This window comes from Arthrobacter globiformis, from assembly GCF_030817195.1.
Classification (GTDB): domain Bacteria; phylum Actinomycetota; class Actinomycetes; order Actinomycetales; family Micrococcaceae; genus Arthrobacter; species Arthrobacter globiformis_D.
In genome coordinates this window covers 4289514-4314735 of sequence record NZ_JAUSYZ010000001.1, presented here as the reverse complement: position 1 = coordinate 4314735, position 25222 = coordinate 4289514, and the positions used below count along the sequence as shown (strand labels likewise).

Below are 25222 nucleotides of genomic sequence, written 5' to 3'. Positions count from 1 at the left end.
TACCTGTCGCGTGGGTAAATATGCGCGTCGCGGGCTAGTTTCCGCGTCGTCGGGATGCGTGCGCGTCTTGGAGCGGCAGCGATATCCACATGGCGCCGCGCACTGCTATCGGGTTGGCTCAACGACCTGCGAGAGTACGAGCCATGGCGGAACTACCAAGGCTCGTCCTCGCCCGCGAGCACATTCAGCAGGGATTGACGCCCAGGACACTCACCCGGCGCTGCAGTTCCGGTGCGCCCGTCCGGCTGCGGCACGGGGTGTACGTGGACGGGGAACAGTGGCGCTCCCTCCAGCCGTGGGAGCAACCATCCGGTGCATGACGCCGGGGCGGCTGGAACGGAAGCTGTCGGCGGCAGGAGTGCCCCGCCGTCGTGCCCGCTCCGCACGGTGACGCGGCTGCTTCTGGGGACGCGCAAAATTCCTCATGACGCGGAAATGCCCCGGCGCTACCGGAATTCCAGTAGCGCCGGGGCATTTGCGCGTCGCCTGACAGGAGGCGCGTCGCAGGAGTGTCTACTCGGCGATCTCGATGTGGGTCGGGTCCAGCACGCGGCGGAGGAATTCCTTGGTGCGTCCCTGGGTGGGGGAGGAGATGACGTGTTCAGCCACCCCTTCCTCGACCACCACGCCACCGTCCATGAACACCACGCGGTCCGCAACTTCGCGCGCGAAGCCCATCTCGTGCGTGACCACCAGCATGGTCATGCCTTCCTTGGCCAGGTTCCGCATGACCGAGAGCACGTCGCCGACCGTTTCCGGGTCGAGGGCCGAGGTGGGCTCGTCGAAGAGCATCAGTTCGGGGTCCATACTGAGTGCGCGGGCGATGGCCACGCGCTGCTGCTGGCCGCCCGAGAGCTGGTCCGGAAACCGGTCCGCGAGGTGACCCAGCCCGACGCGCTCAAGGTTGGCGCGGGCGATCTTGTCCGCTTCGGCCTGCGGGCGCTTGAGCACCTTGGTCTGCGCGATCGTGCAGTTGCCCAGCGCGTTCAGGTGCGGAAACAGGTTGAACTGCTGGAACACCATGCCCACCTTGCGGCGCATCTTGTCGATGTCCACGTCGGGGTCGGTGGCATCGAAGCCGCCGACATGGATGCTGCCCTCGTTAGGCTGCTCCAGCAGGTTGACGCACCGCAGCAGGGTGGACTTGCCGGAGCCGGACGGACCGATCAGGCACACCACTTCGCCCGGCGCAACGTCCAGGCTGATGCCCTTGAGGACCTCGTTGGAGCCGTACGACTTGCGCAGGTCCTTGATGGCCACACCGGCGGCGTGGACGCGCCCGCTCTGGGCGCGGGAGTGGATTTCGACGTCGTTCATGACTTCTCTGCCTAACGCTTGGTCCGCGCGGAGCGGCTTTCGAACTTCCGGGCCAGGAGGCTCAGCGGGATGGTGACCACGAGGTAGAACGCACCCGCCACCAGGAGCGGAGTGAGCCCGGCCCCGAGGCTGGAGATGCCGTCGCGGCCGAACTTGGTGAGCTCGTACTGCGACGCCGTCAGGCCCAGCACATAGATCAGCGACGAGTCCTTGGTCAGCAGGATAACCTCGTTGGTCAGCGGCGGCAGGACAATCCGGAAGGCCTGCGGAATGACGATCGTCACCATGGCCCGCCACTGCGGCATGCCCAGCGACCGCGCGGCTTCCGTCTGGCCCTTGGGTACGGCCTGCAGGCCGGCGCGGAGCGTCTCGGCGATATAGGCGGCCGCCACCATGCCCAGGGACACCATCACGACGATGGCCACGTTCCACTGGACACCGAATGCCAGGGGAACGCCGTAGCCGAAGGCGATGAAGACCAGCAGCGCCGGGATGCCGCGGAAGAATTCAATGTAGCCGGTGGCGATCCAGCGGTACAGCGGGAAGCTGGAGAGCTTCATGAGGGCCAGCAGCAGACCCCCGGACAGGCCGACGATGAACCCAAGGAAGGTGTAGATCAGGGTGTTCTTCAGGCCCGAGAAGAAGATGTCCGGGAACATCGGGCCGATTTTGCCGAAGTTGAAGACGTTGGTGGTGACGGTCTTCCAGTCAGTGGCCAGAATCAGCGCGGCCACAGCCACAACGAAAATCCCGGCCTGGACGTACAGACTTACTCTGGCCCGCTGTCGTGCGGTCATTGCCATGGTGTACTCACATTCGTTTTTGCGCAGTTGAGGCCCCGCACGGACTGCTGAACAGATCCCGGACGGGGCCCCTGCCGCGTAGGTGTCAGGCGCGCCGGTTACTTGGTGGCTTCGCCGAACCAGCTGGTCTCGAACTTCTTGAGGCTGCCGTCGTCGGTCAGGCGCTTCAGCGTGGTGTTGACCTGGTCGAGCATGGCGGTGTTGCCCTTCTTAACCGCGATGCCGAGCTTTTCCCCGGTGGCGTAGTTCTCGACGCGCTTGTACTTGGCGTCATCCTTGATCGCGTAGCCGAGGACCGACTGGTTGCCCAGGGCGGCATCGATGGTGCCGGCCTTGAGCGCCTGGACCAGGAGGCCGGTGTCCTCGAACTGCTGTGCGTCGAGGCCCTTGTCCTTGGCGTACTTGGCACCCGTGGTGGCCTGCTGGACGCCCACCTTCTTGCCCTTGGCGCCGTCGAGGTTCGTGATGCCGGACGCATCGCTTGCCACGAGGGTCAGGTCGTCGTTCAGGTACGGATCGGAGAAGTCCATGACGGCCTTGCGGGTATCCGTGATGGACACGGAGGAGATGGAGACGTCGCAACCGGTGAGTGCGGTGCCGGTTTCGATGGCCTCGAAGGAGCTGTCCACCACGTTGAGCTCGGCGTTCGTGTCCTTGGCCAGTTCGTTGGCGATGTCCATGTCGAAGCCGACGATCTTGCCGTCCTTCTGGAATTCGAAGGGCTCGTAGGGGACGTCCGAGCAGACGGTGAGCTTTCCGGAATTGATGAGCTGCACGCCGCCGCTGCTGCTGGCAGCCGGGGTTGCGCTGCCGCCGCCGCAAGCGGTGAGGCTGATGGCCCCGACGGCGAGTATCGCGGCTGCCTTGGCGCTGAGTTTGGCCGTGGCAAGGGACTTGAGCTGCATTTCTTTACCTTTTGTTGCAGGGGTATGCGGAACTAAATCGGTTCATAGTGTAGCGCCGATGAAGAGATGTGCATCACAGAAAACTAAGTTTTACTATCTGATAACTAAACCACAGCACTTTTCAAGGGGTTTAATTCCCCGGGTGTCTGGGATGCCGGACGACCACGGCAGCACAACTGCTTCTTAGCCGTGCGAAATCAGCTGCTGATCCCCAGAGACTCAAGCATCGGCCGAAATTTGGCCCACGTCTCCGCGAGCTCCGCCTCAGGGTCCGATCCTTCAACGATTCCGCAGCCGGCATATAGCCGGACGGTCGTGGGGGACTCGATCACGGCGCCACGCAGCGCGATGCCCCATTCCCCGTTGCCAGCGGCGTCCAGCCACCCCACTGGGCCGGCATACGGCCCCCGGTCCAGGTGCTCGAGTTTGCGGATCAGCGCACCCGCAACCAAGGTGGGCGTCCCGCACACGGCGGCGGTGGGGTGCAGCGCGTTGATCAGGGCAAGGCACGTGGGGACGTGACCCTCCACCTCGGTGAGCTCGGCCTTGACGTCGGACGCGAGGTGCCACACGTTGGGCAGCTCCAGGATGAACGGCTCGTCGTGGGCATTCATGGCCTCGGAGAAGGGCGCGAGCTGGCTGGTCAGCGACTGGATGGCGATCTCGTGCTCGTGCCGCTGCTTCTCCGATCCGGCCAGGACCCGTTCGGCATAGTCCAGCGGCAGCCCCGCCTCGCCCACGGCGTCCCGACGGTCCAGCGTCCCGGCGAGCACCCGCGCCTGGGCGGTGCGGCCCTCCACCTGGATGAGCATCTCGGGCGTGGCCCCCACCAGGCCATCGACGCCATAGGTCCAGCACTCCCGGTACCGGACGGCCAGCTGCCGCAGCACTTCCGCCGCGTTCACGCCCTCGGGAACCGTGGCCACGATGTCCCGGGCCAGGACCAGCTTCTCCAGCTTTCCGGTGCGGATTTCGGCGACGCCGGCGGTCACGGCGTCCATCCAGTCCTCTTCGCTGAGGGATCCCGTCTTCAGTGTGGCCTGGTTCGGACTCGTGGTCGGGTCGGTAGGGACGACGGCGGGGGCCGGGTCCGACTCCAGCCACCCCTTCAGGGCGGCGAACGCACCCGCCTCGGTGAGCTCGCCGTCGTCGGCCGTTATCTGGGTGAGCCAGGCACGGCCGTCCCGGACGCCCACCACGATCTCCGGCACGATCAGGCGGGATTCATGGTCTGAAGCCTTGGAGAATGCGAAGGACCCGAACGCCACCGGACCGGTGCCGGGGCACTCCACATGGTCGGTGATGTCAGCCTCGATGACCAAGTGCCGCCACCAGATGTCCGCCTCGAGGAAGCGCTCGGGGCCGGTGGCGGTGAAGCGCGCCGCCTCCCCGAAGCCCACCAGACCGGCCTCGCGGCGGGTCCAGCAGAGAACGTCGTCGCGGACCAGATACGACGGCAGCCCCTCGGGAGCCGATTCTCCATCCAAAGGGACTGTCAGGGTGCGGAGCGTTCTGGTCATGATGGGTCAACAGTACTCCGGCGCGGTAATTTCAAGTGATTCCGGGTGATCCAGCACGCCCACCACGCCCGGGGATGCCCGTGTCACGGAGCCTGCGGAACTTTTGAGACAATGACATGGTGAACCGAGCATCCTTGGATAAGCGTCCGGACGAAGTAGCCACGATGTTTGACGACGTCGCACCCAAATACGACGTCGTCAACGATGTCCTCTCGATGGGACAGACGCGCCGGTGGCGCAAGGTTGTGGTCGAAGCCATGGACGTCCGGGCCGGCCAGCGCGTGCTGGATCTGGCCGCGGGAACGGGAACCTCCAGTGAGCCATATGCCGATGCCGGCATAAACGTGGTGGCCTGCGACTTCTCCCTCGGCATGCTCAAGGTGGGCAAGCGCCGCCGCCCCGACATCGACTTCATCGCCGGGGACGCCACCAACCTGCCGTTCGCCGACAACACCTTCGACGCCAGCACCATCTCCTTCGGCCTGCGTAACGTCAATGAGCCCAAGAAGGCCCTGGCCGAGATGCTCCGGGTGACCAAGCCGGGCGGCAAGCTGGTCATCGCCGAGTTCTCCCAGCCAGTGGTTCCGCTGTGGCGCACCATGTACACCGAGTACCTCATGCGCGCCCTGCCGGCCATCGCCACCAAGGTCTCCTCCAATCCGGACGCGTACGTCTACCTCGCCGAGTCCATCCGCGCCTGGCCGGACCAGGACCACCTCGCCGCGTGGCTGCAGGACTCCGCCTGGCAGGACGTCACCTACCGCAACCTGAGCGGCGGCATCGTGGCCGTCCACCGCGCCCACAAGCCGCTCACCGGCAACGGCTCGGCGGAGGCCATCGCCGGCCACACCGGCCCGGTGGCCAAGCTGCGCCGCAACCTTCCGCGGACCGCCCGCTGACACTGTGAAAGTACTGATTGTTGGCGCGGGTCCCGCCGGATCCACCGCCGCGTATTACCTCGCCAAAGCCGGCATCGACGTCACGGTCCTGGAAAAGACCACCTTCCCGCGCGAAAAAGTGTGCGGCGACGGACTCACCCCGCGGGCTGTCCGCGAGATCCAGAAGCTCGGCTTGCCGCACCCCGAACAGGACGGCTGGCGCCGGAACAAGGGGCTGCGCCTCCTTGCCGGCGGCCGCAGCCTCGAACTGCCCTGGCCCGAGGTCTCCGACTTTCCGCAGTACGGCCTGATCCGCACCCGCCTCGGTTTCGACGAGGAACTCGCCCGCCATGCTCAGGCCGCCGGCGCCACCGTCCTGGAACGCCACAGCGTGACCGAGGCGCTACGCAACGGTGACGGTCGGGTGACCGGCGTGCGCGCAGCGATCCTGGACGAGTCCGGACGGAAGACGGGGGAGACGCTCGACTTCACCGCTGACGTCGTGCTCGCCGCCGACGGCAACTCGACCCGCACCGCCGTCTCGCTCGGCATCCAGAAGCGCGACGACCGGCCCCTGGGCGTTGCCGTGCGGACGTATTTCCAGAGCCCGCGGCATGACGACGACTGGATGGAAGGCTGGCTGGAACTTCCCGGCCGCGATGGCAAGCTGCTGCCCGGCTACGGCTGGGTGTTCGGCGTCGGCGACGGTACGTCCAACGTGGGCCTGGGCATCCTCAACTCGTCCAAGGAATTCGGCAAGCTGGACTACAAGCAGGTCCTCCGCGAGTGGACCGCAGGCATGCCCGCCGAGTGGGGCTTCACCCCGGAGAACCAGGTGGGGGAGATCCGCGGCGCCGCCCTGCCCATGGGCTTCAACCGCACCCCGCACTACTCGCCCGGCCTGCTGCTGCTCGGCGACGCCGGTGGCATGGTGTCCCCGTTCAACGGCGAGGGCATCTCCTACGCCATGGAGTCCGCCCGCTTCGCGGCCGAGTTCATCGTTGACGCCGCCTCGCGCTCAGCCTCCGGCGGCTGGAACGCGTCCGACGCCGACTCCCGGCTCGCGGGGTACGCGGACTATGTGCGGGAACAGTGGGGATCCCACTTCACGCTGGGGCGTGCCTTCGCGGCGCTGATCGGCAAGCCCGCCGTCATGAAGCTCGCCCTGCGGACGGGGATGCCCATTCCCGTGCTGATGCGCTTTGTGGTCCGGTTGCTGGCCAACCTGACCGACCCGTCGGCCAAGGGCTTCGAGGACCGCGTCATCCGCGTGCTCGAACTGCTGGTCCCGGCCACCTCCAACACCTCCGCCCTTGCCCCTTCCGGCCTCAAATCAGCGGTTTCCGCAACAAAAAGTTAGGGTTAACCAGTGACCAACTCCGCGAACCACAGCTGGACGCACGCCGGGCACGGCCTGCCGGACTCCGAACCCAGCCTCAACACCACCGCCATCGCCACCGGACTGCAGCTGCCGGCAGGTTTCGCGGCCATCGCGGAAGACCCCGACCTGGGTCCTGCCATCACCACCAATCTGGCCAGGGTGGAGAAGAAACTCCGCGAAGCGATCGCCAACTCCGACCCCTTGGCTGACGCAACGTCGCGCCACCTCGTGGAGGCCGGCGGCAAGCGCATCCGCCCCCTGCTGACCCTGCTCTGCGCACACCTGGGCGACGCGTCGCTGCCCGCCGTGGTGCAGGCCGCCGTCGTGGTTGAGCTGACGCACCTGGCCACGCTGTACCACGATGACGTCATGGACTCCGCGCCCTTCCGCCGCGGTGCGCCCACGGCCCACGAGGTCTGGGGCAACTCCGTCGCCGTCCTCACCGGCGACCTCATCTTTGCCCGCGCCTCCATTCTCGTGTCCGAGCTCGGCTCCCGTGCGCTCGGCATCCAGGCCCGGACCTTCGAGCGGCTGTGCCTCGGCCAGCTGCACGAGACCGTCGGCCCGCGCCCGGACGAGGACCCGGTGGAGCACTACCTGTCCGTGATCGCGGACAAGACCGGTTCGCTGGTGGCGGCCTCCGGTCAGTTCGGCGCCATCTTCTCCGGAGCCGACGAGGCCTACGAGAACGTCCTGGTGGAGTACGGCGAGAAAGTGGGCGTCGCGTTCCAGCTCGCCGACGACGTCATCGACGTCACGGGCGTCAAGGTCAAGTCCGGCAAGTCCCCGGGCACTGACCTTCGCGAAGGCGTCCCCACCCTTCCAGTGCTGCTGCTCCGCAAGGCGGCAGCGGACGGTGACCTGTCCGCCGTCGAACTTCTCAAGCTGATCGACGGTGACCTCTCCTCGGATGAGGCCCTCGCTGAAGCCGTTGCCGGGCTGCGCGCGCACCCGGTCACGGCGGAGTCCTGGGTGGTGGCCCGTGCCTGGGCGGCCGACGCCATCGCGGCGCTTGCCCCGCTGCCGGAGGGTGTTGTGAAGGCCTCGCTGTCCAGCTTCGCGCACGCTGTGGTGGACCGCGCCAGCTAGCAGCAGTACTGGCTGGAGCAGACCAGCCAAGGAAGGCCCGCCCCCCAAGGTGCCGGGCCTTCCCTGTTTTCACCGGCCCTGCCCCTTTAACCGGAACGGCCCCGGTTTCAAGCAGCGTCACGAGTCATACGCTGCCCGGAACCGGGGCCGCCTCTCCGTTCGCATCAAATCCACCGGAGGCATTCAGTGGATCCGAGAAACACTCTATGACAGCTTTGTCACATCCGCCAAATCTTCTGTTAATCGGCGTGTCACACGCGCCCTGGTCATCCCTCTGCCGGCCGCCGCGCCGTCGTGGGGCACATTGCGGCGACCGAGGGCCGGCCCAGGCCCAAACCTCGGCGTGTCCCGCGCCAAAGTGCCCCACGACGGCCGGGTTGTCCACATGGCGCAGTCCGGACCTCCCGGTCTTCGGGGCCGCACGGCACCTTGGAGGCATGGAGATTGAGGCTTTCCTCAGCACCCGGGCCGGGGCGGCCAGGGCGTCGGCGCTGCAGGCTGCAGGGTTCACGCGCACCTCGTTGGGCAGGGCGGTGGCCGCGGGGCGCATCGTGCGGATCAGGCGGGGCGTCTACAGCCTGCCCGGGGAGGCATGCGTCCTCGGGCTGGCGCTGCACCACAATGCGCTGCTGACGTGCCTGTCGGCTGCCCCCACCTACCGGCTGTGGACGCTGCATGGGGCGGGTCTTGTGCACCTGAGTCCCGGCCACAAGGCCACCCCTCCGGGAGCGCTGCCCCACGGCCGGTGCCTCCATGCGCGCCATTCCTGGCTGCCGGTCGCTGGCCTGGCGGACGTCCTCATTCACGCATTGCGCTGCCTGCCGGAGCTGGAGTCACTGGTGATGGTCCAGTGCGCCGTCCAGCGGGGCGACATCAGCGTGGAGTTCCTGCGGCGCAAGCTTCCGGGAAACCGCAATGCCCGCGCCCGGGCCGTCCTGGACCATGTGATCCCGCGGGCGGACTCAGTTCTTGAGGTCCTGGCCAACTTCCATTTCCGGCGGGCGGGGCTTCATGTCCGCCGGCACGTGCAGCTTCCGGGCGTGGGCGAGGTCGACTTCCTGATCGAGGACTGCCTCGTGGTGGAAGCCGACGGCGGCACGCACCTGGAGCCCCGGCAAGTGAAGAAGGACCGGAAGCGCAACAACGCCACGGTCATCGGCGGGAACCTTGGGCTGCGGTACGGCTACGACGACGTCGTCAATCACCCTGCGCGGATGGTGGCCGAAGTGCTCGAGGTACTCGAGTTGCGCCGGCGGGGAGCCTTCGACGCACGGTGACTCCCGCCGTCGTACTTTCCCTAGAGGACGCCGCGTGGCAGCCGCTGCCGTCGTGGGGCACTTTGCGGCAGGTTATGGCCTCTTCAGCCCAATCCGCGGCGTGTTCCGCGTCAAAGTGCCCCGTTTCGGTCGCGGGGCCGGATTGCTGGGAGGGCAGGAGAAGCTAGTCCTCGTCGTTGAAGGCCCAGTCGAACATGTCGAAGACGAACTCCGAGAAGGTGCCTTCCTCGCTCTTCCACTGGCCGCGGGCGTTGTTCCGGCGGTACACGATGGGGTCCGGGACGCTCAGGTCGCCGATGCGGAAGCCCCAGGTGAAGTTTTCTTCCTCGTCCTCGAGGAACATCAGGAAGCCCTCGTCGTCCACTTCGAGTTCCTCGGGGTCCCAGAAGTAGTGGTAGGCCTCCATGAGGTCCTCGCACCCGCCGAGCGCCAGGTAGAACTCGCGCAGCACCAGGGGGATAGTGAACTGGTGATCGGAGAGCTCTGCGTCCAGTTCCTCGGCGGATAGCCCGTCCTCTTCCTGCCATTCGTCTTCGAGATACTTCGGAACAAGCGCGCGGAACTTCTCGAGGAACATGTCAGTCATGGCTCTTATCCTAACTAATCCCGGCCCCTCGAATTCCCGGGTTCCAGACCGAGCCGGTGCCACCCGCGGACCGCCAGCGGAATGCGCCACGAGCGGCGCCAGGCCACCACCCGGAACGCGAAGACCAGGGCCGCCACGGCGCACGCCGAGAGGGGATTAAAGGCGCCCATGAGCCACAGGAAGGTGGTGAGCGCGGCGCCCGTGAAGGCAGGCAGGGCGTAGAGGTCCCGGGCATCGAACAGCTGCGGCACTTCGTTGGCGGTGATGTCGCGCAGCAGCCCGCCGCCCACCGCCGTCGTGACGCCGAGCAGCACGGCGGCGACGGGATTCATGCCGAGGGACAACGCCTTGAGCGTCCCTGTGATGCAGAAGAGGGCCAGGCCGGCGGCATCGAACAGGGTGAGGAGTGACGTGAAGCGCTGGACGCTGGAGAACAGGTAGTACACCAGCCCGGTGGCCAGCAGCGGCGGCACCAGGTAGGCAGGGTTGCTGAACGCAGCAGGTGGGCCGGAATTGAGGATAATGTCGCGGATCACGCCGCCACCCAGGGAGACCAGGGAGGCGAGCAGAAGGGACCCGAGGAGGTCGAACTGCTTCCGTGCGGCGAGCAGCGATCCGGACACCGCGAAAAAGAAGATGCCGGCCAGGTCCAGCCATGCCAGGGCGATGTCAAAAGAGAATGTCATGGAGCGTCCCGGCATATTTCAAGGGGCGGACAGTGCAGCACCAACGTTACGCTAGCCCCTATGAATAGCCCGATCCTGATCGCCTGTGCCCATGGGACCTCCAACGCGCAGGGAGCCGCCGAGGTCAACGCCCTCCGTGACGCCATCGCCGCGCTGCGTCCGGGGCTTGACGTCCGCGAAGCATATGTGGACGTCCAGCAGCCCGATCTGGTGGACGTGGTGGCCGGGCTCCCCGCGGACCCCGCCGCCGTAGCACCCCAGGCCGGCGGCGAGCCAAGCGCCGCCGGTGCCTCCGCCGTCGTCGTTCCCTTATTGCTCAGCGTGGGCTACCACGTGAAGGTGGACATCGCGAAGGCCGTAAAGAGCCGGCCTGGCACGGTGGCCGCGGCGCCGCTTGGGCCCGACCCCCGACTCGCCGCCCTGCTGGACCAGCGGCTGCGGGAGGCAGGTGTTACGGACAACGACGCGATCGTCCTCGCCGCCGCTGGCTCATCCAACCCGAACGCCGCCCTCAGCGTCGAGGAACTGGCCGGGCAGCTGAGGAACCTCCGCTCCAACCGGATTGCGCCCGCGTATGGCGCCTCGGCCAAACCGTCGGTGCCCGAAGCCGTCGCCATGCTCCGCGAGGAAGCCGCGGGCGGCGCCGGCGCGGGGGAGTCGGCCGGGGGCGTGAGCGTTGGCGGGCGCGTGGTGGTGGCCTCGTATCTCCTGGCGCCGGGCTTTTTCCACGACCAGCTCGCCAAGGCCGGGGCGGACCTCGTGACCGAGCCGCTGCTGCCCTCGCCGGTGCTCGCGGAGATCGCGCTGGAACGGTACGACGCCGCCCTGGCCGCCCACCCAGTCAAGTCCTGAAAAGCGGCGGGAAGCAGGCCGCCGGAAAGCACAGCCGGCGGCGCCGTTCAAGGCCTCCCGGCGAGTCATGACGAAATGTTTCCTTAGGTGACTTAGCATTTCCGGTCCTTTGTGACGTATTTCGGCGCGGCTCTACAGTCGATGCATGACTGATACAGCTCTAGCCGGAGCGTCCACGGACAAGCCCGCGCGCCCCGCCCGTGCCTCCCGACCCGCCGCCAAGCCTCACGGCCAGTGGAAGGTGGACGGAACCACGCCGCTTAACGCCAACGAAACCTGGAAGCAGGAAGACGACGGCCTCAACGTCCGCGAGCGTATCGAGTCCATCTACGCCAAGGAAGGCTTCGACGCCATCCCCGGCCAGGACCTGCACGGCCGCTTCCGCTGGTGGGGCCTGTACACGCAGCGCAAGCCCGGGATCGACGGCGGCAAGACCGCAACGCTGGAGCCGCACGAGCTTGAGGACAAGTACTTCATGCTCCGCGTCCGCATCGACGGCGGTGCGCTGACCACCGAGCAGCTGCGCGTCATCGGCCAGATCTCCGTGGACTTTGCACGGGATTCCGCGGACCTCACGGACCGCCAGAACATCCAGCTGCACTGGATCCGCGTGGAGGACATCCCCGAGATCTGGCGCCGCCTCGAGAGCAACGGCCTGTCCACCACCGAGGCCTGCGGCGACGTTCCCCGTGTCATCCTCGGCTCCCCGGTAGCAGGCATCGCCAAGGACGAGATCATCGACCCCACCCCGCTCATCGAAGAGCTGGGCGAGCGGTTCATCGGCAACCCGCTGCTCTCCAACCTGCCGCGCAAGTACAAGACCGCCATCACCGGCCACCCGAGCCAGGACGTGGTGCACGAGATCAATGACTTCGCCCTGGTGGGCGTCAAGCACCCCGAACTCGGCATCGGCTACGACCTGTGGGCCGGCGGCGCGCTGTCCACCAACCCGATGCTCGGCAAGCGCCTCGGTGCCTTTGTGAAGCCGGAGCAGGCCGCGGATGTGTGGCTCGGCGTCACCAGCATCTTCCGTGACTACGGCTACCGCCGCATGCGCACCAAGGCGCGCCTGAAGTTCCTCATGGCCGACTGGGGTCCGGAGAAGTTCCGCCAGATCCTCGAGGACGAATACCTCGGCTACAAGCTGGCCGACGGCCCCGCCGCACCCAAGCCGTCCACCCCGGGCGACCACGTGGGCGTGCATGAGCAGAAGGACGGCAAGTTCTTCATCGGTGCCACCCCTGTTGCTGGCCGCCTCTCCGGCGCGCAGCTGGTGAAGCTCGCGGACACCCTCGAGGCCCGCGGCTCCTACCGCCTGCGCACCACCCCGCACCAGAAGATCGTGGTGCTGGACGTGGAGAAGAACGAGGTGGAGCCGCTGGTGGCCGAACTCGACGCGCTGGGCCTGTCCGCCCGCCCGTCCGTGTTCCGCCGCGGCACCATCGCCTGCACCGGCATCGAGTTCTGCAAGCTGGCCATCGTCGAAACCAAGGTCACCGCGGCCACGGCCGTCGCCGAGCTGGAACGCCGCCTGGCCGACCTCGCAGACAGCGGCCAGCTCCCGCAGGCACTGTCCCTGCACATCAACGGCTGCCCCAACTCCTGCGCCCGCATCCAGACCGCGGACATTGGGCTCAAGGGCATGATGCTTCCCACGCCCGACGGCGACCCCACCCCGGGTTTCCAGGTCCACCTGGGCGGCGGGCTGGCTTCCGCCGACCGTGAAGAGGCAGGCCTGGGACGCACCGTCCGCGGCCTGAAGGTCTACGTCGCTGACCTGCCTGACTACGTCGAGCGGGTTGTCCGCAAGTTCGTCGCCGACCGCGCCGAGGGCCAGACCTTCGCCGAGTGGGCCCACGCAGCAGACGAGGAGGCACTCCAGTGAGCAACGAATCCCCGGTGGTAGAGCCTGTCGAAACCCAGGCCCCGACCAACGGAACCAAGCGCTCCCACGAGGAGCTCAAGGCCCTGGCCGAGGCGGGCGCTGCCGAGCTCGGCTGGGACGCCCCTGCCCGCGACGTCATCGCATGGGTCGAGCGTAACTTCGACATGCCCGCCGTCGCCGTCGCGTGCTCCATGGCCGACGCCGTCCTGCCGGCACTGGTCGCTGACCAGCTTCCCGGCGTCGACGTCCTGTTCCTGGAGACCGGCTACCACTTCCCGGAAACCTACGCCACGCGCGACGAGGTGGCCGCGAACCTCCGCGTTAATGTGGTGGACGTGCTCCCCGAGAACACCGTGGAGCAGCAGGACCGGCTCCTGGGCAAGGACCTGTTCGCCCGTGACGCCGCCCAGTGCTGCGCCCTCCGCAAGGTGGCCCCGCTGCGCCGCACGCTGTCCGGCTACGAACTGTGGTTCACCGGCGTCCGCCGCGACGAGGCCCCCACCCGCACCAACACGCCGCTGGTGACCTGGGACGAGGCCAACGGCCTGGTCAAGGTCAACCCGATGGCCGCCTGGACGTTCGACCAGCTGGTGCAGTACTCCGACGACAACCTCCTGCCCGTCAACCCGCTCCTGTCCCAGGGCTACCCGTCCATCGGCTGCCAGCCCTGCACCCGCAAAGTGGCTGCCGGCGAGGACCCCCGCGCCGGCCGCTGGGCAGGAACCAACAAGACAGAATGCGGACTACACGTATGAGCACTTTCCTAACTGAGGAGACCACCCTGGTGACCGACGCACCTGCCTCAACGCGCCTCTCCAGCCTGGACACCCTCGAATCCGAAGCGATCCACATCATCCGCGAGGTTGTGGCCGAGTTCGAGAAGCCGGCGCTGCTCTTTTCCGGCGGCAAGGACTCCGTGGTCATGCTGCACCTGGCCACCAAGGCGTTCTGGCCGGGCAAGGTCCCCTTCCCGGTGCTGCACGTGGACACCGGCCACAACTTCCCCGAGGTCATCGACTTCCGCGACCGGACGGTGGAGCGGCTGGGTCTGAAGCTCGTCGTCGGCAGCGTCCAGGAATTCATCGACCGCGGCGAGCTGGCGGAGCGTGCCGACGGCACCCGCAACCCGCTGCAGACCGTTCCGCTGCTGGACGCCATCCAGTCCAACAAGTTCGACGCCGTCTTCGGCGGCGGCCGCCGCGACGAGGACAAGGCCCGCGCCAAGGAGCGCATCCTGAGCCTGCGCGACGAGTTCGGCCAGTGGGACCCGCGCAACCAGCGCCCCGAGCTGTGGAACCTGTACAACGGCCGCCACACGGTGGGCCAGCACGTGCGTGCGTTCCCCATCAGCAACTGGACCGAGCTGGACGTGTGGCGCTACATCGAGCGCGAAAACATTGAACTTCCGGGCCTGTACTACGCCCACGAGCGCGAGGTCTTCGCCCGCGACGGCATGTGGCGCGCCGTGGGCGAGGTGTCCCAGCCGCTGCCGCACGAGGAAGTCATCACCAAGACTGTCCGCTACCGGACCGTCGGTGACATGTCCTGCACCGGCGCCGTCGAGTCGGCCGCCGCCACAGTGCGCGACGTCGTGATCGAAGTTGCCGCCTCCACCATCACCGAACGTGGCGCCACCCGTGCGGATGACCGCATCTCCGAGGCCGCCATGGAAGACCGCAAGAAGGACGGCTACTTCTAATGACTACCGACATTGACACCGCCCGCGCCGCGGCGCTCCTGGACGAAGCCCCGCTCGCTTCCGCCTCGCTGTTCCGCTTCGCCACCGCAGGATCGGTCGACGACGGGAAGTCCACCTTGGTGGGCCGCCTCCTCCACGACTCCAAGGCGATCCTCGCCGACCAGCTCGACGCCGTTGCCCGCACCTCCGCGGACCGCGGCTTCGGCGGCGCAGCCGGCGGCATCGACCTGGCCCTCCTGACCGACGGCCTGCGTGCCGAGCGCGAGCAAGGCATCACCATCGACGTCGCCTACCGCTACTTCGCCACAGACCGCCGCAGCTTCATCCTGGCGGACTGCCCCGGGCACGTGCAGTACACCAAGAACACGGTGACCGGCGCGTCCACCGCGGATGCCGTCGTCGTACTCATTGACGCCCGGAAGGGTGTCCTGGAGCAGACCCGCCGGCACCTGTCCGTGCTGCAGCTGCTGCGCGTGGCCCATGTCATCGTTGCCGTGAACAAGATCGACCTGGTGGACTTCAGCGAGAGCGTGTTCCGCGAGATCGAAGCTGACGTGCAGCAGGTGGGCCGCGAACTGGGCCTCGGCTCCGACGGCATCACCGACCTGCTGGTGGTTCCGGTGTCCGCGCTCGACGGCGACAACGTGGTGGAGCGCTCGGAGCGCACCCCCTGGTACACCGGCCCGGCGCTGCTCGAGGTGCTCGAGACGCTGCCCGCCGCCGATGAACTCGAAAGCCACCTGGAGAGCTTCCGATTCCCCGTGCAGCTTGTGATCCGGCCGCAGGGCGCCCTGGCACCGGACGCCGTTGCCGGCGGGCTCGACGTCGAGGAATACCGGGACTACCGCGCTTACGCCGGGCAGATCACCGAGGGGTCCGTGAAGGTGGGGGACAAGGTTTCTGTGCTCACGCCGGGCCAGGATGCGCGCACCACGACAGTCACCGGCATCGACTTCGCCGGCGCTTCGCTGGAGGAAGCCTCCGCCCCGCAGTCGGTGGCGATCCGCCTGGCCGACGAGTTCGACGTCGCCCGCGGTGACACCATCGCCGCCGCCGGTACCGTCCGCGAAAGCTCGGCGGACCTGTACGCGCAGCTGTGCTGGCTGTCGCCGAAGCCGCTCCGCGAGGGCGCCAAGGTCCTGGTCAAGCACGGCACCCGCACCGTGCAGGCCCTTGTCCGCAGCGTCAACGGCAAGCTGGACCTGGCCACCTTCAAGCTTGAGGGCGCCTCCAGCCTGGAGCTCAACGACATCGGGCACGCGCAGCTCCGGCTCGCCGCCCCGCTGCCGCTCGAGAACTACCTGCACCACCGCCGCACCGGCGCGTTCCTGGTGATCGACCCGCTCGATGGCAACACCCTCGCCGCCGGCCTGGTCAAGGACCACCCGGGCGACCACGAGGACGAGCGCTACTCGATCTAATCGGCGCCGAAATCCTAATCGGCGCCGAAATCGCCGGAAACACGTGAGATCGCCGAACTTGCGGCGATCTCACACGTTTCCGGCGATTTCGCGGTTTCCGGGCCCTTGCCATGCCCAGACTGGCCCACCATCATCAAGAGTGGGAGGCCGCTCGTGGAGACCATCAACAGCAAGCTCATTAACTGGGCATCGATCCTGGACGAGAAGACCCGTGAGCAGGCCCTGACCACCTCCCGCCTGCCCTTCATCTATCCGCATCTGGCACTGATGCCGGACGCGCACCTGGGCAAGGGAGCAACGGTGGGATCCGTCATCCCGACGCTCGGCGCGATCATTCCGGCCGCCGTCGGGGTGGACATCGGCTGCGGCATGATCGCGGTGCGGACCCAGTACACCCTCAAAGAGCTGCCGCGGGACCGGAAGCCGCTGCGTGAAAGCATCGAGCGCGCCATCCCGCTGTCCGCCGGCCACAACAACCGCTGGGTGGCGGCCACCGCGGAGCCACGCATCGCGGAGCTGCACAGGCGGGCCGAAAAGGCCGGGTTCAACCCCGCGCAGTATGTGGCGAAATGGGACCTGCAGCTGGGATCGCTCGGGTCCGGCAACCACTTCATCGAGGTCTGCACCGACGAGACTGACGCCGTCTGGCTGTTCCTGCATTCCGGCTCGCGCGGCATCGGCAACAAGATCGCCCAGCACCACATCAGGGTGGCGCAGGGAGTGGCCCGCGACAAGCGCATCACGCTCGAAGACCCGGACCTCGCGTACCTGGAGGAGGGCACGCCGGAGTTCACCCGGTACATCAAGGAACTGCGCTGGGCCCAGCACTTCGCCCTGCTGAACCGCGAGGAGATGATGGACCGCGTGATCCGGCAGTTCGGCGATTGGGTCGGCGGAACAGTCAGGGAGACGGAACGGATCAACTGCCACCACAACTTCACCCAGCAGGAGACGCATTACGGCAAGTCGGTCTGGGTGTCGCGCAAGGGCGCCATCAAGGCCGAAGCCGGAGACCCCGGCCTGATTCCGGGGTCCATGGGGACGGCGTCCTACGTTGTGGAGGGGCTCGGCAACACCACGTCCCTGAACTCCTCGCCGCACGGCGCCGGCCGGGAGTATTCGCGTAATGCTGCGCGCAAGGCCTTCTCGCTGGCGCAGCTCAAAGAGGCCATGCACGGGATCGAGTTCCGGGCCACCGAGGCGTTCATCGACGAGATCCCGGCAGCCTACAAGCCCATCGACCAGGTCATGCGCGACGCCGCGGATCTGGTGAAAGTACGGCACCGGCTGCGCCAGCTGGTGAATGTCAAGGGGGATTAGCCCCGAAATTCCAAGGGCCCGCACGCAGGCGGATTTTTGTGGCTGAATGTGACGCTGCATGAACCTGCGTGACCCCGGGTTTCCGCTCCGTTGAACCCCGTTTATGCCAGTCCCTATGGTGAATCCATGAGTACTTCCAGGCCGGGCATGACCCGCATTGTGGCCGGCGAAAGCCAGACGCCCAAGCGCCGCCGCGCCCTGGAAGTGGCGCTGGCCGTTGGCCTCGTCCTGCTGATCAGCGTGGGCGCCGTTGTTGCGTCGGCTGTGGCCCGGGATTCCAATGCCACGGCGGCCCCCAACGCCACGGGCACCCCAGCGGCCGAGCTGAAGCTGGGCTACTTCGGGAACATCACCCACGCCCCGGCGCTCGTCGGCGTGAAACAGGGCTTCATTGCGAAGAACCTGGGCGGCGGCACCAGGCTGAGCACGCAGGTGTTCAACGCGGGCCCGGCGGCGATTGAGGCGCTGAACGCCGGCGCGATCGACGCCACTTATATCGGCCCGAACCCGGCCATCAATTCGTTCGTCAAGAGCAAGGGCGAGTCCGTCAGCATCATCGCCGGGGCAGCCTCCGGCGGCGCGCAGCTGGTGGTCAATCCGGAGATCAAGACTGCGGCGGACCTCAAGGGCAAGACCCTGGCGTCGCCGCAGTTGGGCGGGACCCAGGACGTGGCGCTGCGCGCGTGGCTGGGCAAGCAGGGCTACAAGACCACTCCCGACGGCGGCGGGGACGTTGCGATCAACCCCACCGAGAACGCGCAGACCCTGAAGCTGTTCCAGGACGGCAAGCTCGACGGCGCGTGGTTGCCTGAGCCGTGGGCCTCCCGTTTGGTGCTCCAGGCCGGAGCGAAGGTCCTGGTGGATGAGAAGGACCTGTGGGACGGGTCGCTGACGGGCAAGCCCGGCGAGTTCCCCACCACCATCCTGATCGTGAACAAGAAGTTCGCCGCGGAGCACCCGCAGACGGTGGAGGCTCTGCTCAAGGGCCACGTCGAGGCCGTGAAGTGGCTGAACGACACCCCGGCCGCCGAGAAGGCCGCCGTCGTCAACGCCGCCCTCAAACAGGACGCCGGTAAGGCGCTGGCCCAAAACGTTATTGACCGCTCGCTGAAGAACATCGTGTTCACGGTGGACCCGCTGGCGGGAACATACAAGAAGCTGCTGCAGGACGGCGTGGACGCCGGCACCACCAAGCAGGCCGACCTCAACGGCCTCTTCGACCTCCGGGCGCTGAACTCAGTGGCCACGGAAAAAACCACAGCTGCAGGGCTGGGCCAGGACTAGCCCGGCCCGCATCTGCACCGCCGCATTTAACGCACCACGAACAAAGGACGGGACCATGCCAGTCGTACTGGAAAACCTGGGCAAGCGCTTCGGCGAGGGCGCCCCGGTGCTGGACGACGTCAACGCCACCATCGGCAAGGGCGAGTTCGTCGCCCTCCTCGGTGCGTCCGGCTGCGGCAAGTCCACCCTGCTGAACATCATGGCGGGACTGGAACTCCCGACGTCGGGCGCTCTTGAGGTGCCCAGCGACGGCGCCGCCTTCATGTTCCAGGACTCTGCCCTGTTCCCGTGGCTCACCGCCCGCGAGAACGTCGAGCTGGCGCTGAAGCTGCGTGGCGTCGGCAAGGCCGAGCGGCGTGTCAAGGCCGCGGAACTGCTGGAACTGGTCCACCTGGCCGAGGCAGCCGACCGGCGCCCGCACGAACTGTCCGGCGGCATGCGCCAGCGTGTAGCCCTGGCCCGCTCGCTCGCGCAGGACCGCCAGCTGCTCCTCATGGATGAGCCGTTCGCGGCCCTGGACGCCATCACCCGCGACCTGCTGCACGACGAACTTGAGCGCATTTGGAAAGAAACCGGACGCACTATCGTCTTTGTGACCCACAACGTCCGCGAGGCGGTCCGGTTGGGCCAGCGCGTCCTGCTGTTGTCCTCCCGGCCCGGCCGCGTGGTGCAGGAATGGGAAGTCACCGAAGAACACCGTACCGACGCCGGTCTTGCCGGACAGCTGACCGGGGTCATCACCGCCCGGCTGCGAGAGGAGATCCGCCGCCATGCCAAGTAATTCATCTCCCTTGGCCGAGCCTGAGTCCCCGGTGGCCGAGCCTGAGTCCCCGCTGGTCGAGCCTGTCGAGACCAAGATTTCGACCAGCTCAACCAACGGTTCAACCAAGGTCCATGCCGCGCTGACCCGGTCCTCTACCGGCTCGGCGGACCTGCGCGAACTGGAGTCCGGGCTGGACTCGCTGCAGTCGGACGCCGTGCGCAAGGCCCGGGTCGACTGGAGCCGCGTTCTGCTGCCTGTCGCCGCCGTCGTGGTGCTCATCATCATCTGGCAGTTCTACGTCTCGCTGGGCCTCAAGCGCCGCGACCAGGTGCCCGGCCCCATGGATGTGCTGGAGCAGTTCGGCACGCTGTGGGCTGAGGGATCGCTGCAGGAGGCCGTCTGGACATCGCTGCAGCGCGGGCTCCTGGGGTTCCTGATCAGCGTGGCGATCGCCACGCCGGTCGGACTGCTGCTGGCCCAGGTGGCGCCGCTGCGCAGGGCGTTCGGCCCTCTGATTTCCGGCCTGCAGGTTCTGCCGTCTGTCGCCTGGGTGCCGGCCGCCATCATCTGGTTCGGCCTCACCGACGCCACTGTGTACTTCGTGGTGTTCATGGGCGCCATCCCGTCGATCATTAACGGCCTGATCTCCGGTGTTGACCAGATCCCGCCGCAGTACCGCAGCGTGGGCACTGTCCTCGGCGCCTCGCGGCTGCAGATGGCCGTTCAGATCATCCTTCCCGCAGCACTGCCGGGCTACCTCAGCGGCCTCAAGCAGGGCTGGGCCTTCTCATGGCGTTCGCTGATGGCCGCGGAAATCATTGCGGTGGGCGGCACCATCGGCTTCGGCCTCGGCTCCATGCTGAACCAGGGCCGCGACCTCGCCGACATGACCATCGTGATGTCCGCGATCCTCCTGATCCTGGCTGTCGGCATCCTGATCGAGCTGCTGGTGTTCGCACCGATCGAGAAGCGCCTGCTCCAGCGCCGCGGCCTCCTGGCAGGCAGCACCCGCTAAGCACCTCCAGACTGAAGGTGAAAGCCCGACGGCGACCCCCGCCGTCGGGCTTTCTGCTGCCCGGCCTGCCTTGGACGCCTGTTCGGCGACCAAACTGGGGCGCATTGACCCGGGACACGCCGAGGATTGGCCGGATTCAGGCCCATATCCCGCCAAAGTGCCCCACGACGGCGTCCGTCCAGCGACCAGCTCCAATGTGACGCAGCGTTACCTTGCGTGAACTGGTGTTTCCGCGCCGTTGGCCGGGCCCGTAACACAGCCCTACCGTTGATCCATGGCAATTCAGGACATTTACCCCACGGCGCTGCGCCTCCTCGGCCGCCCCGTGCTGGTGGTGGGCGGCGGGCGCGTTGCGGCGCGGCGCGCGAAGGGCCTGCTCGACGCCGGTGCCCGCGTCACCGTGGTTGCCCCCGAGGCCACAGCCGCGCTCCGCGAACTCGCCGACGCCGGCCTTCTCACCTGGGAGCCCCGCACCTACCGGTCCGACGACGTCGACGGCGTCTGGTTCGTTCAGACCGCCACCGGCGATCCCGCCGTTGACACCGCGGTAGCTTCCGACGCCGAGGAGCAGCGCGTCTGGTGCGTCAACGCCTCCGACCATGAGTCCTCCGCCGCGTGGACGCCCGCCGTTGCCGTGGTGGACGACGTCAAGATCGCCGTCAACGCCGGGGGAGACCCGCGCCGTGCCATGGCCCTGCGCGACGCCGTTGCCACCGCCCTGGAATCCGGTGACCTTCCGCTGCGCCGCCGCCGTATTTCGAAGGACAGTGCCCACCGGGGATCGGTAGCCTTGGTCGGTGGCGGCCCCGGCGACACCGGCCTCATCACCGTTCGCGGCCGCCGGCTGCTCGGCCAGGCGGACGTCGTCGTTGCTGACCGCCTGGGCCCGCGTGAGCTGCTTAACGAACTTGCGCCGGACGTTCGCGTCATCGAGGTAGGCAAGACCCCCGGCCACCACCCGGTGCCGCAGGCCGAAATCAACCGGATCCTCGTCGAGGAGGCGCTCCAGGGCCACCGCGTGGTGCGCCTCAAGGGCGGGGACCCTTACGTCCTGGGCCGCGGCGGCGAGGAAGCAGAATTCTGCCGCCAGCACGGCGTCGAGGTGGAAGTGGTTTCCGGTGTGACATCCGCGATCTCCGTCCCCGCAGCCGCCGGCATCCCGGTCACGCACCGCGGCCTGGCGAAGGGCTTCAGCGTGGTCACCGGCCACGAGGAACTCTCCGAGGTCCCGGCCCGCGCCGACCACACTGTGGTGCTCCTCATGGGCGTCGGCCAGCTGCGCGAATCCGCGTCCGCCCTCGGCAGAGCCGGGCTGCCCGGTGACACACCAGTTGGTATTGTGGAAAACGGCTACCTGCCGGACCAGCGCGTCACGATCGGCACCCTCGGCACCATCGCCGACCAGGCCGAGGCCGCCGGCGTCGCCAATCCTGCAGTGATCGTCATCGGTGACGTTGTCCGCGTCAGCCCCTTCGCGCCGCCGCACTTCAAAACCGCCGACTACAGCACCACCAGCCCCAACAAGCCCCGCACCAGCACCACCCGCGTTCTCACCCCCTGAAACCCATCGATTGCTCCATAACTGCCCTTATGAAGGTTCAAAAGGGCGTCTACGGAGCAACCGATGCAGAAGAAAAGGAACACAGCCGTGTCAACCAGCACCACCGTAGGAACCGCCGCCCGCCCGTTGCGCGTGGCCGTCATCGGATCCGGCCCGGCCGGCGTCTACGCAGCGGACATCCTCACCAAGAGCGAGGCCGTCAAGAGCGGCGAGCTGACCGTGAGCATCGACCTCTTTGACCGTTACCCGGCACCCTACGGCCTGATCCGCTACGGTGTGGCCCCGGACCACCCGCGCATCAAGGGCATCGTCAACGCCCTGCACAAGGTCCTGGACCGCGGTGACATCCGCTTCTTCGGCAACGTCGACTACGGCACGGACCTCTCCATCGAGGACCTGCGCACGCACTACGACGCCGTCATTTTCGCCACCGGTGCCATCAAGGATGCAGACCTGAACATCCCGGGCATCGAACTCGAGGGATCCTTCGGCGGCGCCGACTTCGTCTCCTGGTACGACGGACACCCGGACGTTTCCCGCGAATGGCCGCTGGACGCCAAGGAAATCGCCGTGATCGGCAACGGCAACGTGGCCCTCGACGTGGCCCGCGTCCTCTCCAAGCACGCCGACGACCTCCTGGTCTCCGAGATCCCGGACAACGTCTACGCCGGCCTGAAGGCATCGCCCGTCACCGACGTCCACGTCTTCGGCCGCCGCGGCCCCGCCCAGGTGAAGTTCACCCCGCTGGAGCTGCGCGAGCTGTCCCACTCCAAGGACGTGGACATCATCCTGTACCCGGAGGACTTCGAGTTCGACGAGGAATCCGACCGCCAGATCCAGAGCAACAACCAGACCAAGACCATGGTCGGAACGCTCACCAACTGGATCGCCGAGCAGCCCGAGGATGTCTCCGAGCTCAAGGCCTCCCGCCGCCTCCACCTGCACTTCCTGCACAGCCCGGTGGAAATTTACGACGACGCCGAGAACCCCGGGCGCGTCAGCGGCATGAAGTTTGAGCGCACCGAGCTGGACGGCACGGGCAACGCCCGCGGCACCGGGGAGTACATCGACTACCCGGTCCAGGCCGTCTACCGCGCCATCGGTTACTTTGGTTCCGCCCTGCCGGAGATCGAGTTCGACCACAAGAAGGGCGTCATCCCGAACGCCGGCGGCCGCGTCCTGGACGCCTCCGGCGAGCACGTCCCGGGCATCTACGCCACCGGCTGGATCAAGCGCGGACCGGTGGGCCTGATCGGCCACACCAAGGGTGATGCCCTCGAGACCGTGACCTTCCTGCTGGAAGACCGCGAGAACCTGCCGGTTGCCGAGGCACCCGCTGCCAGCGCCGTCGTCGACCTGCTCGAAAGCCGCGGCGTGGAATACACCACCTGGGAAGGCTGGCTGGCCCTGGACGCCCACGAGCTCGCCCTGGGCGCCGAGGCCACCGCTGCGGGCGGCTCGCACGGCGTTGAGGTTGTGCGTGAGCGCATCAAGGTGGTGCCGCGCGAGGACATGGTCTCGATCTCCCGCGACGGGATCGCCGCCAGCGTCTAGCTTCTCAAAGAAACGCGGGGTCATTTCCCGCCCAATAATCCGACTGGATTGGGCGGGAAGTGACCCCGCGTTGGTTTAAGCTCCCGCGCCGCCGGCGGCCATGAGCTCGAGGCGCTGCAGGGTTTCCCGGTTCCGCACCGTGATGATCGGATCCCGCAGCGCCTTGGGTACTGCCAGGCCGGGGCCCCGGACCGCGTCCTCGGCCATCGTGACCCGGCACTGCTCGCCCAGGTCCTCGAGCGTGATGGCCACCTTGGCCTCGCCGATCGGCCAGCCGCGGGCAATCAGCTCCAGCCGCTGCCCCGGTTCGGCCGCCGTCACCTTGGTTGAATCGTTGATGAGCAGCGGCCAGGCGCCCACCGAGTGGTGGAGCAGGGCGCCGACCTCCGGCCAGCGCGCGTCCACGGAGCGGATCCTCGAGGCACCTACCACCCAACCGGAATAGAGCCAGCCGTCGGCGATCACGGTCCAGACTGCCGAGGCCGGTGAATTGAAGACCTGTGTGACGGTTGACATGGTGTTCCTTTCGTCGGCCGAACCCTGACGCCTGCTGGCGGAGTCCGCAGCTTTGAGCCCGGCGGGATGCGGGTCGCCGGAAACGCGCGGAGCGGGGCGCCGCGCGGCACGGTACGAGCGCTCCCGGAGCCGGCGGGCCCAGGGGTATGTCCCGGCACCGGGCAGGGGATGCTTCAGGGGATCGAAGCGGATGGCCGTGTCTCCGCCAGCCGTGTCTCCGCCAGCCCTGTCTCCAATAGCCGTTCCCCCGCTGGCGGGAGCGGCCCTCAGGTGCAGCACGCCGGCCTGCACCCACCGGCCCGCCGGGGTGGCGTACGACAGCGCCAGGGTCCAGTCACCGGTGGCCAGCGACTCCTTGAAATTTCCGTCCGTGTCCGCCCTGCCCGTGGCGCCCCCCGGCAGGGACAATGTGCGCAGCCCCAGCAGGACGGGGCCGTTGGCACCCTTGTACGGCATCAGCGTGGTGAACCTGGCTGTGCCAGCATCCAGCTTGGGCAGCAGCATGAACCGGGCCGGCACGCCCCAGCCGGTCGAGGCGAACAGGATATCGGCGACGTCGTCGGAGCCGCCAACACCTGTACCCACCCGGAGCGCCAGGCCCAGAATGTCCGGCAGCGACCCAGGGAGCCCGACCGAGCGGGAAAACCGCCCGCGCACCTGGCGCGTCCCGGCGTCGTCGAGCCAGGAGATTCCGCTGGGCCCCGGGAGACCTGCTGCTGTGCGGCCCGCGGCACCGGTGAGAGTCAGTTCCCCAACCAGGCTGACACCCCGCGGGTGAATGGGGCGGAAGGGGCGCACTGCCTTGACGGCACGGAACACCGCGGCAAAACCGCGGCCGGCGACCTCGGCTGCCCGCTCCGTCGCCCCTTCTGCCTGAGTACCCGTGCCACTGCCGGATTGTCCCGTCATG

General features: G+C 67.5%; 23 protein-coding genes. 16 read left to right on the top strand and 7 right to left on the bottom strand.

Features of this window, described 5'->3' with window-relative positions:
• Nucleotides 1–143: 143 nt before the first annotated feature.
• Nucleotides 144–320, top strand: coding sequence for a type IV toxin-antitoxin system AbiEi family antitoxin domain-containing protein (locus QF036_RS19695; protein WP_307104571.1), 177 nt, complete (start codon nucleotides 144–146; stop codon nucleotides 318–320).
• A 193-nt stretch (nucleotides 321–513) separates the two neighbouring features.
• On the opposite strand, the gene QF036_RS19690 is transcribed toward QF036_RS19695, so the two are convergent.
• The 4 genes from QF036_RS19690 to QF036_RS19675 form a co-directional block, all read right to left on the bottom strand.
• The gene (locus QF036_RS19690) at nucleotides 514–1317 is read right to left on the bottom strand and encodes an amino acid ABC transporter ATP-binding protein (RefSeq protein WP_307104569.1); all 804 of its coding nucleotides are present in this window, start codon (nucleotides 1315–1317) and stop codon (nucleotides 514–516) included.
• 11 nt (nucleotides 1318–1328) lie between these two features.
• A complete protein-coding gene (locus QF036_RS19685; RefSeq protein ID WP_307104567.1) occupies nucleotides 1329–2120 on the bottom strand; it encodes an amino acid ABC transporter permease in 792 nt (263 codons plus the stop codon).
• Nucleotides 2121–2218: 98 nt separating this feature from the next.
• Nucleotides 2219–3025: an ABC transporter substrate-binding protein gene (locus QF036_RS19680; protein ID WP_307104564.1), complete on the bottom strand. Its 807-nt coding sequence runs from the start codon at nucleotides 3023–3025 to the stop codon at nucleotides 2219–2221.
• A 197-nt stretch (nucleotides 3026–3222) separates the two neighbouring features.
• Nucleotides 3223–4545 (bottom strand): isochorismate synthase, encoded by a 1323-nt coding sequence (locus tag QF036_RS19675; RefSeq protein ID WP_307104561.1) that lies wholly within the window; start codon nucleotides 4543–4545, stop codon nucleotides 3223–3225.
• A 119-nt stretch (nucleotides 4546–4664) separates the two neighbouring features.
• On the opposite strand from QF036_RS19675, the gene QF036_RS19670 reads away from it, so the two are divergent.
• The 4 genes from QF036_RS19670 to QF036_RS19655 all read left to right on the top strand — a co-directional run bounded on the left by QF036_RS19670 (nucleotide 4665) and on the right by QF036_RS19655 (nucleotide 9170).
• Nucleotides 4665–5444 (top strand): demethylmenaquinone methyltransferase, encoded by a 780-nt coding sequence (locus tag QF036_RS19670; protein WP_307104559.1) that lies wholly within the window; start codon nucleotides 4665–4667, stop codon nucleotides 5442–5444.
• 4 nt (nucleotides 5445–5448) lie between these two features.
• The gene (locus QF036_RS19665; protein WP_307104557.1) at nucleotides 5449–6783 is read left to right on the top strand and encodes a geranylgeranyl reductase family protein; all 1335 of its coding nucleotides are present in this window, start codon (nucleotides 5449–5451) and stop codon (nucleotides 6781–6783) included.
• A gap of 9 nt (nucleotides 6784–6792) precedes the next feature.
• A complete protein-coding gene (locus QF036_RS19660; protein WP_307104555.1) occupies nucleotides 6793–7893 on the top strand; it encodes a polyprenyl synthetase family protein in 1101 nt (366 codons plus the stop codon).
• Between the two features lie 437 nt (nucleotides 7894–8330).
• Nucleotides 8331–9170 carry a type IV toxin-antitoxin system AbiEi family antitoxin domain-containing protein gene (locus tag QF036_RS19655; RefSeq protein ID WP_307104553.1) on the top strand — a complete coding sequence of 280 codons (840 nt, stop codon included), beginning with the start codon at nucleotides 8331–8333 and terminating at the stop codon, nucleotides 9168–9170.
• Between the two features lie 163 nt (nucleotides 9171–9333).
• Here the strand turns inward: QF036_RS19655 and QF036_RS19650 are convergent, their stop codons facing one another.
• Together QF036_RS19650 and QF036_RS19645 are read right to left on the bottom strand one after the other, a co-directional pair.
• A complete protein-coding gene (locus QF036_RS19650) occupies nucleotides 9334–9756 on the bottom strand; it encodes a hypothetical protein (RefSeq protein ID WP_003804161.1) in 423 nt (140 codons plus the stop codon).
• Between the two features lie 14 nt (nucleotides 9757–9770).
• On the bottom strand, nucleotides 9771–10442 hold the full coding sequence (locus tag QF036_RS19645; RefSeq protein ID WP_307104551.1) for a trimeric intracellular cation channel family protein: 672 nt from the start codon (nucleotides 10440–10442) through the stop codon (nucleotides 9771–9773).
• A gap of 60 nt (nucleotides 10443–10502) precedes the next feature.
• Here QF036_RS19645 and QF036_RS19640 point away from each other — a divergent pair, with 60 nt between their 5' ends.
• From QF036_RS19640 to QF036_RS19590, 11 genes are all read left to right on the top strand, one after another.
• Nucleotides 10503–11294: a sirohydrochlorin chelatase gene (locus QF036_RS19640; protein ID WP_307104550.1), complete on the top strand. Its 792-nt coding sequence runs from the start codon at nucleotides 10503–10505 to the stop codon at nucleotides 11292–11294.
• A gap of 145 nt (nucleotides 11295–11439) precedes the next feature.
• Nucleotides 11440–13179: a nitrite/sulfite reductase gene (locus QF036_RS19635; RefSeq protein WP_307104548.1), complete on the top strand. Its 1740-nt coding sequence runs from the start codon at nucleotides 11440–11442 to the stop codon at nucleotides 13177–13179.
• A 14-nt stretch (nucleotides 13180–13193) separates the two neighbouring features.
• Nucleotides 13194–13934, top strand: coding sequence for a phosphoadenylyl-sulfate reductase (locus QF036_RS19630; RefSeq protein ID WP_307106006.1), 741 nt, complete (start codon nucleotides 13194–13196; stop codon nucleotides 13932–13934).
• A complete protein-coding gene (gene cysD / locus QF036_RS19625) occupies nucleotides 13931–14878 on the top strand; it encodes a sulfate adenylyltransferase subunit CysD (protein WP_307104546.1) in 948 nt (315 codons plus the stop codon). The genes QF036_RS19630 and cysD overlap by 4 nt, the downstream gene beginning before the upstream one ends.
• Nucleotides 14878–16299, top strand: coding sequence for a sulfate adenylyltransferase subunit 1 (locus QF036_RS19620; RefSeq protein ID WP_307104545.1), 1422 nt, complete (start codon nucleotides 14878–14880; stop codon nucleotides 16297–16299). The genes cysD and QF036_RS19620 overlap by 1 nt, the downstream gene beginning before the upstream one ends.
• A gap of 153 nt (nucleotides 16300–16452) precedes the next feature.
• Complete coding sequence (locus tag QF036_RS19615) at nucleotides 16453–17619, top strand: RtcB family protein (protein ID WP_307104543.1); 1167 nt, start codon at nucleotides 16453–16455, stop codon at nucleotides 17617–17619.
• A 126-nt stretch (nucleotides 17620–17745) separates the two neighbouring features.
• Complete coding sequence (locus tag QF036_RS19610) at nucleotides 17746–18903, top strand: ABC transporter substrate-binding protein (protein WP_307104540.1); 1158 nt, start codon at nucleotides 17746–17748, stop codon at nucleotides 18901–18903.
• 55 nt (nucleotides 18904–18958) lie between these two features.
• Nucleotides 18959–19684 (top strand): ABC transporter ATP-binding protein, encoded by a 726-nt coding sequence (locus tag QF036_RS19605; protein ID WP_003804180.1) that lies wholly within the window; start codon nucleotides 18959–18961, stop codon nucleotides 19682–19684.
• Nucleotides 19674–20681 carry an ABC transporter permease gene (locus QF036_RS19600; RefSeq protein WP_307104537.1) on the top strand — a complete coding sequence of 336 codons (1008 nt, stop codon included), beginning with the start codon at nucleotides 19674–19676 and terminating at the stop codon, nucleotides 20679–20681. Before QF036_RS19605 ends, QF036_RS19600 begins: the two co-directional genes overlap by 11 nt.
• Nucleotides 20682–20955: 274 nt before the next feature.
• Nucleotides 20956–22242 (top strand): uroporphyrinogen-III C-methyltransferase, encoded by a 1287-nt coding sequence (cobA, locus tag QF036_RS19595; RefSeq protein ID WP_307104534.1) that lies wholly within the window; start codon nucleotides 20956–20958, stop codon nucleotides 22240–22242.
• Nucleotides 22243–22329: 87 nt separating this feature from the next.
• Nucleotides 22330–23796, top strand: coding sequence for an FAD-dependent oxidoreductase (locus QF036_RS19590; protein ID WP_307104533.1), 1467 nt, complete (start codon nucleotides 22330–22332; stop codon nucleotides 23794–23796).
• Nucleotides 23797–23871: 75 nt separating this feature from the next.
• Here the strand turns inward: QF036_RS19590 and QF036_RS19585 are convergent, their stop codons facing one another.
• Nucleotides 23872–25221 (bottom strand): SRPBCC family protein, encoded by a 1350-nt coding sequence (locus tag QF036_RS19585; RefSeq protein WP_307104531.1) that lies wholly within the window; start codon nucleotides 25219–25221, stop codon nucleotides 23872–23874.
• Between the last annotated feature and the right edge of the window lies 1 nt (nucleotide 25222).